Here is an 18,383-nt window from a genome sequence, read left to right on the forward strand (position 1 = left end):
GACCCCCGCCACCCCCGAAACCTGGACCGCCTCCGCCTTCGCCCTCCCCACCACCCGCGCCCTCGCCGCCCGCGGCTCCTTCTGACCGGCGGAGGACCGCGCCGAAGGGCCGGCACCGAGAGGCTCCGCCGGCGGGTCGGTCACGTGGTCGAAGCTCCCGGCGTCGACCACGTGACCCGAACCGTCGGGAGCCCTCAGAGCGCCCCGCCGAAGGCCCCCCGCACCGCCCGCGTCCGCCGCAGGTCGTCCGTCGAGTCGGCCAGGTTCCGCCGCAGCGCCGGCGTCAGCGCCGGGTCCGCGAGGACCGCCTCCGCCGCCGCGACCACCTCGGGGGTGGCCTGGGCGACGGGGTAGAGCGTCTGGCCGAGCAGGCGGGTGACGGTGTCGCTGCGGTCGGCGGCCTCGGTGATCCGCTCGAAGAAGCGCAGCGCGTACGCGTTCTGCCGGTCGGGCTCGCCGGAGGCCCAGAAGCCGCGGGCGGTGGCCTCCAGGATGCGGTTGGACGCCGCGTCGGGGGTGAACAGGAGGTCCCAGGCGCGGGCCTTGGCCTCCTCCCCGAGCCGGGCGGCCAGTGCGCGCGCCGCGCCGAACTCGGCCTCGCTGCCCGGCTCCCGGGCCTCCTGCGCGGCGATCTCGTCCGCGTCGAGTTCGCCGAGCGCGGCCAGCCGGGCCAGCCCGGCCCAGCGCAGCTCCGGCCCGACGGCCAGCCCGTCCGGAACCCCCTCGCCCGCCAACCAGCCGCGCAGCTCCGCGAGTTGCTCCTCGCCGCCGCTGCTCTCGACCGCCGCGCGCAGCGCGGCCAGCCGGATGCCGCGGCCGCTCTCGCTCTCGCGGCCGCCGTCCGCCAGCAGGGCGCGGGCGGTGCGGCTGACGGCGGCCAGCCCCTCGGCCCGGCGCGCGGCGGGCAGGTAGCGGCCAGCCACGTGGGTGCGGGCGAAGGTGAGGACGGTCTCGACGATGCTGTCGGAGGTCTCGGCGGGCAGGTGGCGTTCCATCAGGTCGAGGTACGCGGCGGGGTCGAGTTCGGCGTCCCGGACGAGGTCGCGGGCGTGTTCCCACAGCACGGCGCGGGTGACGTCGTCCTCGATGGTGGACAGCGATTCGCGCACGGCCCGCCAGGAGTCCCCGTCGAGGCGGATCTTGGCCCAGGTGAGGTCGCCGTCATTGGGGACGACGAGCGTCGCCCCGGCTTCGACCAGGGCGGGGACGGCGGCCCGGCGGCCGGGACCGAGTTCGACGGGGACGCGGCCGACCGGGACGAGGCGGCCGTCCTCGGCGCGGTAGCCGCCGACCTCGATCAGGTGCGGCCGGCTGCCCTCGTTGACGACGGTCAGCGCGGTCAGGGTGCCGTCGGCGGCGCGCTCGGTCTCGGCGCGCAGCGTGTCGACGCCGCTGGTGCGCAGCCAGGCGTCCGCCCAGCCGGGCACGTCGCGGCCGCTGCTGGCGCTCAACGCGGCCAGGAAGTCCGGGAGTTCGGCGTTGCCGTAGAGGTGGTCGGCGAAGTACGCGTTCAGTCCGGCGAAGAAGGCCTCGTCGCCGAGCCAGGCGACGAGCTGGCGCAGCGCGGAGGCGCCCTTGGCGTAGGAGATGCCGTCGAAGTTGACCATCGCCTCGGCGACCGAGCGGGTGCCGTTGCCGGCCACGGGGTGGGTGGAGCCGCGCTGGTCGGCGTCGTAGCCCCAGCCCTTGCGCTGGACGGAGAAGCCGGTCCAGGCGCCGGTGAAGCGGGTGGCTTCGGCGGCGATCCGGTAGCCGAGCATCTCGGCGAACGACTCGTTCAGCCACAGGTCGTCCCACCAGCGCATGGTGACCAGGTCGCCGAACCACATGTGGGCCATCTCGTGGCAGACCACCATGGCGCGGCGTTCGCGCTCGGAGGCGGTGGCCGGGGAGCGGAACAGCATCTCGTCCCGGAAGACCACGCAGCCGGGGTTCTCCATCGCGCCCCAGTTGAACTCGGGGACGAACGCCTGGTGGTACTCGCCGAACGGGTAGCGCTCGTCGAAGAGTTCGTGCAGCCGGTCCAGCGAGGCGGCCGTCACCTCGAACAACTCGGGCGCCTCGCGGTCGAGTTCGGCGGCCAGCGAGCGGCGGGCGTGCAGGCCGAGCGGGATGCCGTCGTGCTCGCCGCGCACCGAGTGCAGCGGGCCGCCGACCACGGTGAACAGGTAGGTGGAGATCGGCTTGGTCGGGGCGAACTCCCAGCGCCCGTCCGCCCCGCGGACCTGGGCGCCGTTGCCCACCACGGTCCACTCCCCGGGGGCGGTGGCGGTCAGCGTGATCGGCGCCTTCAGGTCGGGCTGGTCGAAGCAGGCGAACACCTTGGCCGCCAGGTCGGGCCCGCAGGTGGCGTACACGTACACCGCGCCGTCGGCCGGGTCGGTGTAGCGGTGCAGGCCCTCGCCGGTGCGCGAGTAGCGCATCTCGGCCTCGACGAGCAGTTCGTTCTCGGCGCGCAGGCCGGGCAGCGCGAGCCGGTTGCCGTCCAGGGCGGCGACGTCCAGCGGCTTCCCGTTCAGGACGGCGCGCCGCAGGACGGCGGGGTCGACGTCGACGAAGCTGTCGGCGCCGGGTTCGGCGCACCGGAACCGGATCTCGGTGGTGCTGACGAACCGGTCCGGGCCGCCGGTGAGGTCGAGGTCGACGGTGTAGCCGTCGACCTCCAGCAGTCGGGCACGGACGGTTGCCTCGGATCGTTGTAGTGCTGGCATGCCCGCATGCTCGCCGAGGCTCCCCGGGCCGGGCAAGCGCGCGGGGGCCGGATTCGCTCGCGGCGTACCCGGGCGGGCGGGACGGCACGGCCGGTGCGGAGAGCGGGCGTGCCGGGCGTTGCGACGGGCGGGGGTTGCCTGACGCGGCATTAGGCTGGGAACGGCGGCGATTCGAGGAGGAGCACGTGACGACGGTTCTGGTGCAGGGCGCGAACGCGTCCCTGGGGTCGGCCCGGGTCGTGGTCGAGGTCGGCGCGCCCAAGCGGCTGGACGTGTCGGGGCTGCTGCTGACCGCGGCCGGCAAGGTCCGTTCCGACGCCGACTTCGTCTTCTTCAACGCCCCGCAGGGGCCGGGCGTGTCGCACCGCCCGGCGGCCGGCGGCACGCCGGACGCCATCGCCGTCGACACCGCGGCGGTGCCCGGCGAGATCACCCGGATCGTGGTGACCGCCTCGCTCGACGACCAGCAGGCCACTTTCGCCGGCACCGAGCCCACCGCGACGGTCCGGGACGCCGACACCGGCCGCGAACTGTTCACCTTCACCCCGCCGCAGCTGACCCGGGAGACCGCGCTGGTCGTCGTCGAGGTCTACCGGCGCGGCGCCGAGTGGAAGATCCGCGCCGTCGGCCAGGGGTACGCCGACGGGCTGGCCGGGATCGCCACCGACTTCGGCGTCTCGGTCGAGGACGCGCCCCCGGCCGCCACCGCTGCCGCGCCCGCCGCCCCGACGGCCCCGCCCACGGCCGCACCGGCCGCGCCCACCGCCCCGCCGATGCCCGGCGCGGCCCCCCAGGCGCCGGCCGCCCCGACCGCCCCGTCGACGCCGCCGATGCCCTCCGGCTCGCCCGCCGTCGGCAAGATCACCCTCGACAAGGGCCGGGTCAACCTGGTCAAGGGCGGCTCGGTCTCGCTGGAGAAGGCGGGCAAGCCCTTCCTCGCCTCGGTCCGGATGGGCCTCGGCTGGGAGCCCGCCGGGCGCGGCCGCAACATCGACCTCGACGCCTCGGTGATCGCCTTCGACGCCCAGCGCAAGAAGATCGACACCGCCTGGTTCATGAAGCTCGCCATCTTCAACGGCGCGATCGCGCACTCGGGCGACAACCTCACCGGCAAGGGCGGCGGCGACGACGAGGCGATCACCGTCCACCTCGGCGGCCTGCCCGCCGAGGTCTGCGGCCTGGTCTTCGTGGTCAACTCCTTCTCCGGGCAGAAGTTCACCGACATCAAGAACGCCTACTGCCGCCTGGTCGACACCGCCACCGAACAGGAACTGGTCCGCTTCGACCTGGCCCAGTCCGAACCGCACACCGGCGTCGCCATGTGCAAGCTGGTCCGCCAGTTCTCCGGCGAGTGGGTGATGACCGCCCTCGGCGAGTACGTCGACGCCAAGACCGCCCGCAGCATGGTCAAGCCCGCCGCCGCGATGCTCTGACGCACCACCGGAAGCCCGGAACCGCCGGCAGCCGAGCAGGCACGACCGGGGGCCCGAAAACGCGCCGGGGCCGCGGCGACCGCGCGGGCGGGCACGCTCAGGCGCCGTCAGCGCCGAAGCCCGCCACGGCGAGCCGGAAGGCGCGGTCCGCCCGGGGCGCCGGGTCGCTGTAGTGCTCGGTGGCCAGGGCGATTCCGACGATCAGCACGAGCAGGTCGTCGATGGTGATGTCGGCCCGGACGGTCCGGTCGTCGATGGCCCTGCGCAGCAGCAGGGCGCCGGCCGCGCTGATGGCCGGCGCGCAGGAGTCCTGGACGGCCTCGCCCTGGACGGCCTCGCCCTGGACGGCCTCGCCGTGGACGGGCCGGTCCTGGAGGGGCTGGTAGGAGAGGACGTCCGCCAGGCCGCGCGCGGCGAGTGAGTAGGCGAGCAGCTCGCGCAGCCATTCCACCAGCGCGGAGCGGCTGTCGCGCTCGCCGCGGAGCACGTGCGCGCGCTCGCACAGGTCGTGGACCCGCTGCTTGAAGACGGCTTCGAGCAGGGCCCGGCGGGTGGGGAAGTGGCGCCTCACGGTGGCCGACCCGACGCCCGCGACGCGGGCGATCTGCTCCAGGGACGCCTGGGCCCCGCGGGCCGCCACCTCGGCCTCGGCCACGGCGAGGATGTGCGCGCGGTTGCGGCGGGCGTCCGAGCGCTGGCCGGTCATGGTCTCTCCAACGTTGATTGGCGGCGGGCCCCGCCGTATCGTAGCGAACACAAAACGGCGGGCCCCGCCGTTTCCGGTGCGCACGACTGCCGAGGAGATGTCACATGACCATCGCCGCACTGCCGGTTCTCGTCACCGGTGCCACCGGCCGCCAAGGCGGTGCCGCCGCCCGCGCCCTGCTCGCACGGGGGGTACCGGTGCGCGCCCTGGTGCGCGACCCGGACGCGCCGCGCGCACGGGCCGTCGAGGAACTCGGCGCCCGCCTGTTCGTCGGCGACCTCACCGAGCCCGCGACCCTCGCGGCCGCCGTGGACGGCGTGCGGGCCGTCTTCTCCGTGCAGATGCCCGCGCACACCGGGCAGGGGTTCGACTTCGCCGGCGAGGTCAGCCAGGCGGACAACCTCATGACGGCCGCACGGGCCGCCGGCGTGGAGCAGTTCGTCCAGTCCTCCACCAGCGGCGCGGGACAGCACACCGAGGCCCCGGGCTGGCACGAAGGACGGTGGGCGGCGCTGGAGGCCCCGCTCGGCACGAAGGCCGCGATCCAGGACCGGCTGCGCGAACTCGACTTCCCCTACTGGACGTTGCTCAAGCCGGCGTTCTTCATGGAGAACTTCGAGCCGGCCATGCGGTTCTACTTCCCCCGCGGCGTCGAAGGGGGGCTGGTCACCGTCGTCAAACCCGGCACGCACCTGGCACTCGTCGCGGCCCGGGACGTGGGCCGGGCCGTGGCGGCCGCCGTGTCCGCCCCCGCCGAGTTCCACCGGGTGGAACTCGAACTCGCCGGCGACTACCTGACCATGACCGAGATCGCCGAGATCCTCTCCCGCGCCGCGGGCGTCCCGCTGTCGGCTCCGGACATGACCGAGGAGCAGGCCCGCGCCGCCGGGATGGGGGACGCGGGCGCCACCCACGCGTTCCTGGAGGTGGTCGGCCACCCGGCCCGGCCGCGGTTCGCCCGTGCGCTGGGCATCGACCTGACCGGCTTCGAGGAGTGGGCGCACGAACACCTGCGGACCGCCGCCTGAGCCGGTCCCGGCTCAGGCGGCGGTCCCACCGGCCCGCGGTCAGCCGCGGGTGGCCATGGCGCGCAGGAAGAAGGTCAGGTTCGCGGGGCGCTCCGCGAGGCGGCGCATGAAGTACCCGTACCACTCCTGGCCGTAGGGCAGGTAGACCCGCATGGTGTTGCCGGCCTCGGCGAGGCGCAGCTGCTCCTCGGGGCGGATGCCGTAGAGCATCTGGTACTCGAAGGAGGAGACGTCGCGCTTGTTCCACTCGGCGAGCTGCCCGGCGATCTTGATCATGTTGGGGTCGTGCGAGGCCACCATCGGGTAGCCCTCGCCGGCCATCAGGACCTTGAGCGCGCGGACGTAGGCGAGGTCGACGTCCCGCTTGCCCTGGAAGGCGACCGACTCGGGCTCCTTGTAGGCGCCCTTGCAGATGCGCACCCGGGAGCCCGCGTGGGCGAGGTCGCGGCAGTCGGCCTCGGTGCGGCGCAGGTACGCCTGGAGGACGACGCCCAGCCAGGGGAAGTCGGCGCGCAGCTCGCGGGCGATGGCCAGGGTGGAGTCGGTGGTGGTGTGGTCCTCCATGTCGAGGGTCACCGTGGTGCCGGCGTCGGCGGCGGCCTCGCAGATCCGGCGGGCGTTCTCCAGGGCGATCTTCTCGCCGTCCACGGGGAGGAACTGGCCGACGGCGGAGAGCTTGACCGAGACCTCGGCGTCCGCGGCGAGGCCGGTCTCCTTGAGGGCGGTCAGCAGGTGCTCGTAGGCGAGCGCGGTGTCGGCGGCCTGGTCGGCGTCCTTGGTGTCCTCGCCGAGGTGGTCGAGGGTGACCTTGCGGCCGCTGTCCACCAGCTTCTCGGTGGCGCTCACGCCCTGGTCGAGCCGGTCGCCGGCGACGAAGCGCTCGACGATCGCGTGGGTGGGCGGGAACTTCTCGACCATGGTGCGCACCTGCGGGGAGCGCGAGGCGGCGAGGAGGGCGGAACGGAGCATCGTGGACTCCCGGCGAAGCGGATCAGCTGAAGGAGAAGGGGGACGGCCGGCCGGGGGTGGTGGCCGGCCGTCGGGGGGCCTGGTCAGCCCATGTGCGGGTAGCGGTAGTCCGTCGGCGGGACGAACGTCTCCTTGATGGAGCGGGTGGACGTCCAGCGCATCAGGTTCTGCTTGGCACCGGCCTTGTCGTTGGTGCCGGAGGCCCGGCCGCCGCCGAAGGGCTGCTGGCCGACGACGGCGCCGGTCGGCTTGTCGTTGATGTAGAAGTTGCCGGCGGCGTTGCGCAGCACGTGCATGGCGTGCTGCACGGCCTCGCGGTCCTGGGCGATGATCGAGCCGGTCAGGCCGTAGGACGACACCGACTCCATCTGCGCGAGCATCTCGTCGTACTGCTCGTCCTGGTAGACGTGCACGGCGAGGATCGGGCCGAAGTACTCGTCCTTGAAGTACTCGGCCGCCGGGTCCTGGCAGACCAGCACGGTCGGGCGGACGAACCAGCCCACCGAGTCGTCGTACGTGCCGCCGGCCAGCACCTCGACCTGCGGGTCGGCCTTGGCGCGGTCGATCGCGGCCTTGTTCTTGGCGAAGGAGCGCTCGTCGATGACGGCGCCCATGAAGTTGGCCAGGTCGGTGACGTCGCCCATGGTGAGCCACTCGACCTCGTCGCGGAAGTCGTCCTTGATCTCGGCCCAGATCGAGGCCGGGACGTACGCGCGGGACAGCGCCGAGCACTTCTGGCCCTGGAACTCGAAGGCGCCGCGGGTCATCGCGGTCTTCAGCACGGCCGGGTCGGCGGACGGGTGCGCGACCAGGAAGTCCTTGCCGCCGGTCTCGCCGACGATCCGCGGGTAGGTGCGGTAGCCGGCGATGTTCTCGCCGACGGTGCGCCACAGGTGCTGGAAGGTGGCGGTGGAGCCGGTGAAGTGGATGCCGGCCAGCGCGGGGTGCTTCAGGGCGACCTCGGAGACGGCCAGGCCGTCGCCGGTGACCATGTTGATGACGCCCTTGGGCAGGCCCGCGGCCTCCAGCAGCCGCATCAGGTAGTGCGCGGCGAACTGCTGGGTGGGGGACGGCTTCCAGATCACCACGTTGCCCATCAGCGCGGGCGCGGTCGGCAGGTTGCCGGCGATCGCGGTGAAGTTGAACGGGGTGATCGCGTAGACGAAGCCCTCCAGCGGGCGGTGGTCGGTGCGGTTCCACACGCCGTCCGAGGAGATCGGCTGCTCGGCGAGGATCTGCCGGGCGAAGTGCACGTTGAAGCGCAGGAAGTCGACCAGCTCGCAGGGGGTGTCGATCTCCGCCTGCTGGGCGGTCTTCGACTGGCCGAGCATGGTGGCCGCGGCGAGGGTCTCCCGCCACGGGCCGGCCAGCAGGTCCGCGGCGCGCAGGAAGATCGCGGCGCGGGAGTCGAAGGAGAGCGCCTGCCAGGCCGGCGCGGCGGCCAGCGCGGTGTCGATGGCCTCGCGCGCGTCGTCCTGGGTGGCGTTGCGCAGGGTGCCGAGCTTGGCCGCGTGGTGGTGCGGCTGCACGACGTCGATCTCGGAGCCGCCGCCGAGGCGCTGCTCACCGTTGATCGTCATGGTCAGCTGGATCGGCCCCTGGCCGCCCAGCTCCTTCAGCTTGGCCTCCAGCCGGGCCCGTTCGGGGCTGCCGGGGGCGTAGCTGTGGACCGGCTCGTTCACCGGCGCGGGGACCTGGGTCACAGCATCCATGGCGCGCACGCTCTCCTTCTCGTCATGGGGGCCGGTGGGGGTCGCACACCGGCCATGCAGAAACGCTATTCCCCGCTCCTGCCCGCTTCTGTTGGCCGCACCGCCAAATTCCCCCGCTCGCCGTTGTCCGCCCGGACGAAGACCGTCACACCCCGGTCACGGCCGCCGCCTCCTGTCCGTCTCGCTAAACTCGGCCCCCGGATCTTGTCCGACCCGACGAACCCGCCCCGACCTGCGCCGCCCGCCCCGGCACCCGCGCCCGCCCCGACGAAGGACCCGCCGATGACCGGCCTCCCGCTCCGCCAACTGCTGATGTCGCTCGGCGAACCCCTGGTGGAGCTGCAGGCCGCGCCCGCCGGGCTGGACGTCCCGGTGCGGCACGTGTCGATCCTGGACCCGGAGGACCCGCCCACCGCGGCCCCGGGCGAACTCGTCCTGGCCATCGGCGCCCGCGGCCGGGCCGCGCTGCCCGCGCTGCGCGCCGCCGGCCGGGCCAGGGCCGCCGCCGTCGCCGTGAAGCTGGACGGGCCGGGGCAGGCCGACGCGCTGCGCGAGGCCGCCACCGAGGCCGGAGTGGCGCTGCTGTCGGTACGCCGGGAGACCCGCTGGGAGCACCTGGACTCGCTGGCCCGCACCCTGCTGTCCGGCGCGGAGGACCCCGAGGGCACCGTCGGCCCCGGCGCGCCCGCCACCGGCGACCTGTTCTCGCTGGCCCAGACCGTCGCCGTCCTCACCGGCGGCATCGTCTCGATCGAGGACACCTCCAGCCGGGTGCTGGCGTACTCGCGCACCTCGGAGACCGACGAGGTGGACGACCTGCGCCGGCTGTCCATCCTGGGCCGGCAGGGCCCGGAGCCGTACCTCGCCAAGCTCCGCGAGTGGGGCGTCTTCTCGCACCTGCGCGGTTCCGAGGGCGCGATCGAGATCGCCGCCCACCCGGAGCTGGGCATCCGCCGCCGGCTGGCCATCGCGATCCGCTCCGGCGCGCAGCCGCTCGGGACGATCTGGGTGCAGGAGGGGTCCGCCCCGCTGGCCGGCACCGCCGAGCAGGCCCTGATCGGTGCCGCCCGGGTGGCGGCCGGCCAACTGGTCCGCCGCCGCAGGGAGTTGTCGGCCGACACCCGGCTCACCCAGACCCTGCTGACCGGCCTGCTGGAGGGCTCCACCGGCCCGCAGTCACTGGCCACCCACCTCGGCCTCGACCTGCGCCGCCCGGCCACCGTCCTCGCCTACGCCCCCGCCGCCACCGACGGCCGGGACGCCGAACTCTCCCGCGACGAGGTCACCGGCCTGATCTCGGTGCACACCGCCGCCCGGCACCGCGGCGCGCTGCTCGCCCCCGTCGACTCCCGGGTCTACGTCCTGCTGCCCGAACTCCCGCCCGGCCTGCCGCCGGCGACCCTGCGCGAGTGGACCCGGGAGACCGTGGACGCCGCCCGCGGCCACCTCTCCATCCCGCTGCGGGCCGCGATCGGCCCCACCGTCCCCGGCCTCGCGGACGTCCCCGCCTCCCGCGCCCAGGCCGACCGGATCCTCGACGCGATGGGCCGCGGCGGCGTCGTCCCGGACGTCGCCGCGCTCCAGGACGTCCAGGCCGAGGTGCTGGTCTCCGAGGTGCTCGCCCTGCTCCAGGACCGCCCCGAGCTCCGCGACCCCCGGCTGACCGCCCTCACCGCCTACGACGCCCGCCACCACACCCGCCTCGCCGAGTCCGTCCTCGCCTACCTCGACGCCCTCGGCGAGGTCCGCACCGCCGCGGACGCCCTGCACATCCACCCCAACACCCTCCGCTACCGGGTGAGGAGGGCCGAACGGCTCACCGGCCTCGACCTCTCCCAGCCCCAGCAGCGCCTGCTGGCCATGCTCCAACTCCGGCTTCCCGACTGACGACCGGCGCCCCGCCGACGGCGGGGTCCGCCCGCGGGGAGCAGAACCCTCCCCGGGCGGACCCGACTACCGGTCGACGCGTCACATGCGGTGCCAGGGCCCCGTGATCGCCAGCATGATCCCCGGCTCCTGGATGTTCGCGAACAGCGTCCGCCCGTCGTGCGAGAAGGTCACGCCGGTGAACTCGCTGTACTCCGGCGCCTCCTCCGTCCCGTTGTTGAGCTCGTTGCGCGCCAGCGCGTACGTCCGCCCGTCCGTGGTGGTGCCGAACAGGTGCTGCAGGCCGTTGCCGTCCTCGGCGATGATCAGGCCGCCGTGGGGCGAGACGGTGATGTTGTCGGGGCCGTCGAAGTTGCCCTTGTCGGTCCAGACGTCCTCGTTGACGCCGAGGATGACCTTCAGGGTCAGCGTGCGCCGGGTCGGGTTGTAGAACCAGACCTGCCCGTCGTGCTGGAGCGGCGACTCCTCGCGGGCGAAGGAGGAGACGAAGTAGATGCCGTTGTCGCCCCACCACATGCCCTCGAGCTTGCGGGCCCGGGTGATCTCGCCGTCCTTGAACTGCTTGCGGATCGAGGTGGTGCGGGCGTCGCGGTCCTGGACCTTGACCCAGTCGGCGCCGTACGTGGTGCCGGGCTTGGTGGCCCGGGACAGGTCGTCGACCAGCTTGCCCTGCGCGTCGAAGGCCTTCAGCGCCTCCAGCGCGCCGGCGTCGGCGGCCAGGGTGCGCAGCTTGCCCTTGCCGTGCCGGAAGCCGGCCGGCGGGGTCCAGCGGTAGAGCAGGCCGTTGGGCTTGGACGCGTCCTCGGTCAGGTAGGCGTGGCCGCGCTTCTCGTCGATGACGACCGCCTCGTGCGCGAACCGGCCGAAGGCCTTGATCGGCTGCGGGTCACGGTTGGCGTCCTGGTCGTGCGGGTCGACCTCGAAGACGTAGCCGTGGTCCTTGGTGAAGCCGTTGGTGCCGGCCTTGTCCTCGGTCTCCTCGCAGGTCAGCCAGGTGTCCCACGGGGTGGCGCCGCCGGCGCAGTTGGTGGCGGTGCCGGCGATGCCGACCCACTCGCGGACCTGGCGCCGGCCGTGGCCCTTGCCCTTGCCGTGGTCGTCGCCGCGGCCGTGGCCGGAGACCTCGACGACGGTGCAGCCGCCGGCCGCGGCCGGGTCGTAGACGTGGCCCTCCAGCAGCGGCACGGGGTGCGGCCACTTGGAGCGCGGGCCGGCCAGCTCGTGGTTGTTGACCAGCAGGGTCGCACCGTGGCGGCCCTCGAACGCGGCGGTGCCGTCGTGGTTGCTGGGGGTGGACTCGCCGGTGACCAGGGTGGTCTGGCCGGTCCGGGTGATGATCTCGTACGAGAAGCCCTTCGGCAGCGCCAGGACGCCCTCGGGGTCGGAGACCAGTTCGCCGTAGCCGACCGCGGTGTGGCCGCCCTTGGCGAGGGCGGCGTCCCCGCCCGCCGGGGCGGCGATCGCGCCGGGGGCGGTGGCGAGCACCTCGGCGCTGCCGGCGATCAGGACGCCTGCCCCGAGCACGGTCGAACGGTTCACGAAGTCCCGGCGGGACAGCGACATGGCGGTCACTCCTGAAGGAGAGGATGAGCTTCGGTGATCGACAGATTCCGGGCCGCACGTGAACCGCGCGTGAATCGGACGCTGCGTCAGCGTGCCGATTTACCGACCATAGAACGTCCGATGACCATGCCTTTACCGCGCACCGCCCCGCCCCCGCCGCCTACCGCCGCGCCCGGTGCTGGGTCCGCTCGACCCGCCACTGCTCCCAGGCGGTCAGCCAGGCGTCCTCGGTCCCGGACGGCAGCTCGGGCGTGCCCCCGGCCCACAGCCGCTCCCAGGCGCGCTGCGCGGGCAGGCTCGGCACCTCGCTGGCGAACGCCGTGTACCGGACGACCTCCTCCACGGCGGCCGCGCCCTCCGCGGTGCCGCTCACCCAATCCGCGTGGTGGGCCAGCCGGCTCAGGTGGTTGACCATCGAGGTGACCGCCTCGTCGGCCTCCTCGCGGGTCTCCGACGCCAGCCGCATCTGCTGCCGCACCGCCGTCTCCCACTGGTTCTGCCGCTGCTCACCGCGCAGGTGCCGGGGCAGCCGGACGGAGCGCCCGGCCCGCAGCTGCGCGATCACGGCCACCGCCCGGGCGATCGCCTGCTCGACCAGTTCGCGGTGCGCCAGCAGGCCCAGCTCGGCCGGCTCCGGCTCCGGCTCGGCGGGCCGGCGGCCCGCCCGCAGCGCGGCGACCTGCCGCAGCATCGCCGTCCGGCCGACGATGTACCGCTCGAAGTCGGAGATCCGGCGCAGTTCCACCGACCCGGGCAGCAGGCCGCGCCCGGTCACCGTCACCGTGGTGACGCCGACCCGCAGCCGGCCCGCCCACACGGTGCCGTGCCCGGTCGCGGCCCGCGAGTCCTCGTGGACCTGCACCGGGTGCGGCTCGCCGTCCACCGTGATCCACTCGCGCAGCACCCGCACGCCCCCGGCGGTGTCGCCCTCGTCGACCCCCAGGTGCTCGTAGACCCGGTCGCGCTCGTCCTCGACCACGTCCTCCAGGTCGGGCAGCAGGGCGGTCGCTTCGGCCCCGGCCCAGTGGGTGCGGACCGTCACGTACGGTCCGTGCACCGAGCTCCAGTCGCCCGAGCGGACCTCCACCGACTCCAGCTCGCCGTTGGCGATCCCGTACTCGGCCAGCACGTCCCAGCCCGGCACCTCGCCGGCCCCGTGCACCCAGCCGAACACCGGGAACCCCGCGCCCGCCAGCACCTGCCGGCCGTGCGCCTCCTGATCCGAGTACACCGCTTCGAGGTCCCAAGCCCCGCCCGTGCGCTGCCACTTCATCCCTCGCCGCACCCCCGGCCGCTCGCCACTCCAACGCCGCCTTACCTTACGGCCCAGCGAACCTGTCGAGCCATCAGGTGGGCGCGGCCGGGCCTCCTCCCCTACCCTTGCGCCCGCAGCGAGCGGGCCTTGACCGCGGCGCGCCTGGCCTCCTTGGCGACCTTGCGGTCCAGGTGCAGTTCGCCGACCGCGTCCAGCACCTCCACCGTCATGGGGTGCGGCACCCGCCAGAGCTCGCCGAAGTAGCTGGCCGGGTTGTCGGTGACCGGCAGGTCGGCGACCAGTGACTGGAGCCGGCCGCCGCCCTCGCCGGCGGTGAGCAGCATGACGGCGGCCATCGAGTCGACCACCCGCCAGAGCGCGACCTCCCGCTCGGCCGCGGGAACGTCCGCGCCGCGGGCGCGCAGCCACTCGCGGGCCAGGCCGCCCAGCTCGGGGTCGTCGACGGCCTCCAGCACCGCGGGCACGGCCTCCTCGCCGATCTCGCCGAGGCCGAGCACGCAGTAGTAGCGGCGGACGGGCGACTGCGCGTCGCGGCCGCGGGCACCGGCCAGCAGCTCGCGGGCGGCGTCCTGCGGGGCCCGGGCGGCGGCCCAGGCCTTGAGCTCGGGTTCGGCGAACAGCTGGGCGCTCTCGGCGAGGGAGCGCAGCAGCTCGGCCCCGTCCTGGTCGGCGAGGTCGCCGACGAGCGGGGCGTCGTAGCCCTCGGCGAGCAGCCACTCGCGCACCGCGTACTGCCCGAGCGGGGTGAGCCGGACGGTGCCGAAGCGGGCGGCGTCCTCGTCGGTGAGCGGCCGGTCGGTGTCCACCGGTTCGGCCGCCTCCGCGCCCTCCGCGCCCTCCTCGCCCTCCTCGAACAGGTCGGGGTCGATCGGGCGGTGTTCGAGCAGGCCGAGTTCGGCGAGGTCGCCGAGCATCGGGTCGAGGACGACCATCAGGTCGGTGATCTCGCCGAGCATCTCCTCGTCCGGCTCCTGCCCGTCGGGGACGACCAGCAGCGCGGCCAGCACGCCCAGCGGGACGGTCTCGGCGCCGGGCTCGGCGAACGCGGTGGTCTCGTACAGGACGTGCAGCGCCTCGTCGAGGATCTCGGCGGCCTGCTCGCGGGCGTCCTCGACCTCGGCCAGGGCCTCGGGATCGTCGCTCGCGCCGCCCTCGACCACCTCGGGGTCGACCGACTCGGCCTCGGCGGCCAGCTCGCGCACCAGCTCCGCGGCCTCGAACCACAGGCCCAGGACGGCGGCGGGCTCGCCGGCCTCGATCGCGTCCAGGTCGGGGCCGGGGATGGCGACGTGCGCGCCGTCGTCGGTGGTGCCGGTCTCCACCAGGTCGAGGTCGCAGGCCAGTGCCCAGGCCCGCATCGCCTCGACCACGTCGCCCTCGTCCGGGTCCTCGGCGCCGAGCATCCGGGCGGCCCGGACGCGGTCGTCCTCGCCGAGGTCGCCGTGCTCGTCGACCTCGCGGTGCGGGGCGATCCAGCGGGCCAGCGCGACGACCTTGGAGATCAGCGGGACGGCGAGCGCGGCGGCGGCCAGCTCGGCGTCCTCGGGGAGGGCGATCGGCGGGATCAGGACGGCCGTGTCGTCCGGGTCCTCGTCGCCGCTCTGCGCGCCGTACAGGTCGGCGAGGTCGTAGTCGGCGGGCAGCAGGCCTTCGGTCTCGGACGGCTGCTGGTCAGGGGTGTTACGGCTACGTCCGGCCATCGCGCGCGTTCTCCCGGGTGCGTCGCAGGGCACCGCCGTCCGGTGGGCGGCCCGCCCGGGGGGCGGCGGACGCGGGGAGCGGCGGCGCGGGCCGTGCGTGTCGGCCCGTCAACCCAGCGTATCGGCCGCCAGGAAGGAACGCCTGAGCTGCGGTGTCGTCCGCCCGAACGAGTGGGGCGGTGCGTCCGAACGAGTGTCCGCCGGGACGTATCCTTCGGTGGGCGACGCGCACCACCCCCGCGCGCACGCCCCGGGACCCGGAGCGACGGCGCTCCGCGCTCCACGTACCACGTGCACACCCGCACCGTCCGGTCCGCGCCGCCGCACCCCTGGCCCGGCCGTGCCCGACGGCGCCCGGCCACCCCAGGAGACCCCTGCCATGGCGGACCTCTCCCCCGCCGGCCCCGGCCTGAGCACCGCTCAGTACGCCGGCCGCCGACTGTCGGAGGCCCTGCTTCCGCTGGAACTCGCGCCCCGCAAGCAGCTCCAGCTCGCCGCGATCAGCCGCTGGAACGCACTGCGCGGCATCCGCGTCGGCCTGGTGGCCGCCGCCCTGCTGCTGATGCTGGTCGGCGCGAACCTCGCCACCCCGCTCTACCCGGTGCTCCAGCAGCGCTTGGGCCTGAACCCGCTGGACACCACGGTCCTGTTCACGGTCTACGTGTTCGCGCTGGTCCCGGTGCTGGCCGCGGTCGGCCACTGGTCGGACCACCTCGGGCGGCGCGCCCTGATCCTGCCCGCGGTGGCGCTGGCCGCCGCCGGGGACGCGGTGTTCGCCACCGCCGGCTCGTTCTGGCAGCTGGCCGCCGGACGGGCCGTGCAGGGCATCGCGGTCGGCCTGTCCACCGGCGCGGCGGGCGCCGCCCTCGGCGACCTGCTGCCGGACCGGCCCACGCTGGCCGCCAAGCTCACCCTGGCCTGCTCGGCGGGCGGCGTCGCGCTCGGCCCGCTGGTCGGCGCCGCGCTCACCAGCGACGCGAAGCCGCTGCTCGGCCCGTTCCTGCCGCACGCCGTCGCGCTGCTCGCGCTGTGCGTGCCGCTGGCCCTGGTGCACCCGCGGATGCCCGGCTCGGTGCGTCCCCCGGCCTCCCCGCCGCGCGTCACCACCCCCGCCCACCTGCGGCCCCGGCGGCTGCGGCTGCCGCGCACCGGGCGCCGCGAGTTCCTGCTCGCGGCCGCCGCGGGCTTCGTCTCGTACGCGGTCTTCGGCGTCTACCTGGCGCTCGCCCCGGCGTTCTCCGCCTCCCTGCTGCACACCCGCTCCCCGATGGCGGGCGCGGCCGTCGCCGCCCTGCTGCTGGGCTCCTCGGCGGCCGCCCAACTGCTCGTCCCGCCGACCTCCGACCGGGTGGTGGTCGCCGCCGGCCTGGTCGGCCTGGGCGCGGGCCTGGGCCTGCTGACCGCGGCCGCCGCCACCGGCACCCCGGCGCTGCTGTTCGTCGGCAGCGTGCTGGCCGGCGTCAGCCAGGGCGTCGCCTTCCGCTCGCTGTTCACCGCCGCCGTCGCCGCCCTCGACCCGGCCCGGCGCGGCAGCGAGCTCTCCGCCCTCTGGGTGGTCGTCTACCTGGGCTCCTCCGCCCCGATCATCGCCGTCGGCGCCCTGGTCCGCGCCTACGGCCTGCTCCCCGCCGTCACCGCCTTCGCCCTGGCCGCCGCCCTCGCCGCCCTCGCCCTGGCGGCGACCGTGCTGCGCCGCCCCCGCTGACCCCCGCCCGCCCGGGGTGCGCGGCCGGACGGCCGACCGGGCCGGACGACGGCGGAACGCCGTTCCGGCGCGCCCCGGCCGTTCACCCGTCAGTGGCGGAAGCCGGGTTGACGCCAGGCCGGATCCCCCGGCCGCCCCTGCCGCGGGGCGTCACCCACCGCGTGGCGGGGTTCGAGGAGCAGCCCCAGCGCGGAGTCGGCGATCTCCAGCGCCGCGCCGCCGTCCGCGCCCAGGACGCCGCCCGGCGGGGCGGCGGGCGGGCCGGCGGGCGGGGCCGGGCTCGCCGCCCCGGCGGGCGGGTCGGCGGTCGCGGCGGTGACCGTTGCGGTCGCGGCGGGGCGGGGACGGGTACCGGTCCGCTTCCCGGCCGGAGCCGGGGCCGCCACCGGAGCCGGGGCCGACGCGGCGGGCGGCCCCGGAGCCACCGGCGCAGCCGGAACGTCCGCAGCGGGCGGCCCCTCCGGCGCGGCGGAGCCGGTGGCCGCCGGGGCCCCGGTCGCGGCGGCCGCCACCGCCGGATCACCGCCCGTCCCGCCGCCCGCACCGCCCGCACCGCCCAGGCCGGCCACGGCCGCGCCGCCCCCGCCGATCAGGGCGACCGCCCCGGCCACCGCCCCGGCGATCCGCAGCCGCCCGCGCCGCCGCTGCGCGCGCTCGTGCCGCTCGGCCAGCGCGGCCCAGTCCGGCCGCCCGCCGCCTGCCCCGAAACCCATGGCCCCGCAGTGTAGTTCGGCCCGGAACCACGGAACTCACGACGAAGGGGCGGGAACCCGGAGGTTCCCGCCCCTTCGTCGACCGCTACCGGCCGCTCAGACGTTGAAGCCGAGCGCGCGGAGCTGGTCGCGACCTTCGTCGGTGATCTTGTCGGGGCCCCACGGCGGCATCCAGACCCAGTTGATCCGCAGGTCCTTGACCAGGCCGTCGGTGGCGGTGCGGGCCTGGTCCTCGATGACGTCGGTGAGGGGGCAGGCCGCGGAGGTCAGCGTCATGTCGACGGTGGCGGTGTCGTCCTCGTCGATGTGCAGGCCGTAGATCAGGCCGAGGTTGACGACGTCGATGCCCAGCTCGGGGTCGACGACGTCCATCAGGGCCTCCATGAGGTCCTCGGTGGAGACCGTCCCGGTGCTGGTGAACGCGCCCGGGCTGTCGGACGCCGCGGCCTCGGCCGCGGGAGCCCCGGCCTCCGCGGCCGTCTCGTTCTCGCTCATGAATCCAATGTCCTAACGGGCGTCAGTCGGTGAGGGGGGGCTGGCCGCCGAGCGCCTTGGCGGTGGCGTCCTTCCAGGCCATCCAGCTGAGCAGGGCGCACTTGACCCGGGCCGGGTACTTGGAGACCCCGGCGAAGGCCACGGCGTCCTCCAGCAGGTCCTCGTCGCCCTCGGACTGGCCCCTGCTCTGCATCAGTTCGAGGAAGGCCTCCTGGATCTGCTGGGCCTCGCCGACCTGCTTGCCGACCACCAGGTCGTTGAGCACGGAGGCGGAGGCCTGGCTGATCGAGCAGCCCTGCGAGTCGTAGGAGACGTCGGCGACGACCGCGCCGTCGAGCCGCACCCGCAGGGTGATCTCGTCGCCGCAGGTCGGGTTGACGTGGTGGACCTCGGCGTCACCGTCCCGCAGCCCCTTGCCGTGGGGGTTGCGGTAGTGGTCCAGGATGATCTCCTGGTACATCGAGTCGAGCTTCATGGCAGCCACC

The 18,383-nt window shown here is 74.8% G+C and carries 14 protein-coding genes; 4 read left to right on the forward strand and 10 right to left on the reverse strand.

Annotated features, from left to right (window positions below; translation table 11 throughout):
- Positions 1–194: 194 nt before the first annotated feature.
- A complete protein-coding gene (gene pepN, locus OO48_RS02995) occupies positions 195–2,711 on the reverse strand; it encodes an aminopeptidase N (RefSeq protein WP_033212535.1) in 2,517 nt (838 codons plus the stop codon).
- Positions 2,712–2,908: 197 nt separating this feature from the next.
- On the opposite strand from pepN, the gene OO48_RS03000 reads away from it, so the two are divergent.
- The gene (locus OO48_RS03000) at positions 2,909–4,144 is read left to right on the forward strand and encodes a TerD family protein (RefSeq protein ID WP_106970236.1); all 1,236 of its coding nucleotides are present in this window, start codon (positions 2,909–2,911) and stop codon (positions 4,142–4,144) included.
- Positions 4,145–4,241: 97 nt separating this feature from the next.
- Here the strand turns inward: OO48_RS03000 and OO48_RS03005 are convergent, their stop codons facing one another.
- A complete protein-coding gene (locus OO48_RS03005) occupies positions 4,242–4,850 on the reverse strand; it encodes a TetR/AcrR family transcriptional regulator (RefSeq protein WP_033212538.1) in 609 nt (202 codons plus the stop codon).
- 104 nt (positions 4,851–4,954) lie between these two features.
- Between OO48_RS03005 and OO48_RS03010 the strand changes: the two genes are divergently transcribed.
- Positions 4,955–5,878, forward strand: a complete 924-nt coding sequence (locus tag OO48_RS03010; RefSeq protein WP_033212539.1) for an NmrA family NAD(P)-binding protein — start codon at positions 4,955–4,957, stop codon at positions 5,876–5,878.
- 39 nt (positions 5,879–5,917) lie between these two features.
- Here OO48_RS03010 and OO48_RS03015 read toward each other — a convergent pair whose 3' ends face one another.
- Both OO48_RS03015 and pruA read right to left on the reverse strand, forming a co-directional pair.
- Complete coding sequence (locus tag OO48_RS03015; protein ID WP_033212541.1) at positions 5,918–6,847, reverse strand: proline dehydrogenase family protein; 930 nt, start codon at positions 6,845–6,847, stop codon at positions 5,918–5,920.
- A gap of 83 nt (positions 6,848–6,930) precedes the next feature.
- Complete coding sequence (pruA, locus tag OO48_RS03020) at positions 6,931–8,559, reverse strand: L-glutamate gamma-semialdehyde dehydrogenase (protein ID WP_033212542.1); 1,629 nt, start codon at positions 8,557–8,559, stop codon at positions 6,931–6,933.
- 282 nt (positions 8,560–8,841) lie between these two features.
- On the opposite strand from pruA, the gene OO48_RS03025 reads away from it, so the two are divergent.
- Complete coding sequence (locus OO48_RS03025; RefSeq protein WP_033212544.1) at positions 8,842–10,446, forward strand: PucR family transcriptional regulator; 1,605 nt, start codon at positions 8,842–8,844, stop codon at positions 10,444–10,446.
- Between the two features lie 81 nt (positions 10,447–10,527).
- Here OO48_RS03025 and OO48_RS03030 read toward each other — a convergent pair whose 3' ends face one another.
- From OO48_RS03030 to OO48_RS03040, 3 genes are all read right to left on the reverse strand, one after another.
- Entirely contained in the window at positions 10,528–12,009 is a 1,482-nt protein-coding gene (locus OO48_RS03030) for an alkaline phosphatase PhoX (protein WP_033212546.1), read from the reverse strand.
- 160 nt (positions 12,010–12,169) lie between these two features.
- Positions 12,170–13,282, reverse strand: coding sequence for a hypothetical protein (locus OO48_RS03035; RefSeq protein WP_033212548.1), 1,113 nt, complete (start codon positions 13,280–13,282; stop codon positions 12,170–12,172).
- Positions 13,283–13,383: 101 nt separating this feature from the next.
- Positions 13,384–14,985: a hypothetical protein gene (locus tag OO48_RS03040; RefSeq protein WP_051731669.1), complete on the reverse strand. Its 1,602-nt coding sequence runs from the start codon at positions 14,983–14,985 to the stop codon at positions 13,384–13,386.
- Positions 14,986–15,364: 379 nt separating this feature from the next.
- Here OO48_RS03040 and OO48_RS03045 point away from each other — a divergent pair, with 379 nt between their 5' ends.
- Complete coding sequence (locus OO48_RS03045; protein ID WP_051731670.1) at positions 15,365–16,690, forward strand: MFS transporter; 1,326 nt, start codon at positions 15,365–15,367, stop codon at positions 16,688–16,690.
- A gap of 89 nt (positions 16,691–16,779) precedes the next feature.
- Here OO48_RS03045 and OO48_RS34845 read toward each other — a convergent pair whose 3' ends face one another.
- The 3 genes from OO48_RS34845 to sufU all read right to left on the reverse strand — a co-directional run bounded on the left by OO48_RS34845 (position 16,780) and on the right by sufU (position 18,373).
- Complete coding sequence (locus tag OO48_RS34845) at positions 16,780–17,403, reverse strand: hypothetical protein (RefSeq protein WP_051731671.1); 624 nt, start codon at positions 17,401–17,403, stop codon at positions 16,780–16,782.
- 96 nt (positions 17,404–17,499) lie between these two features.
- Positions 17,500–17,787 (reverse strand): metal-sulfur cluster assembly factor, encoded by a 288-nt coding sequence (locus OO48_RS03055; protein WP_051055973.1) that lies wholly within the window; start codon positions 17,785–17,787, stop codon positions 17,500–17,502.
- A 133-nt stretch (positions 17,788–17,920) separates the two neighbouring features.
- Positions 17,921–18,373: a Fe-S cluster assembly sulfur transfer protein SufU gene (gene sufU, locus OO48_RS03060; protein WP_033212550.1), complete on the reverse strand. Its 453-nt coding sequence runs from the start codon at positions 18,371–18,373 to the stop codon at positions 17,921–17,923.
- Between the last annotated feature and the right edge of the window lie 10 nt (positions 18,374–18,383).

The organism is Kitasatospora phosalacinea (genome assembly GCF_000716545.1).
Taxonomy (GTDB): domain Bacteria; phylum Actinomycetota; class Actinomycetes; order Streptomycetales; family Streptomycetaceae; genus Kitasatospora; species Kitasatospora phosalacinea.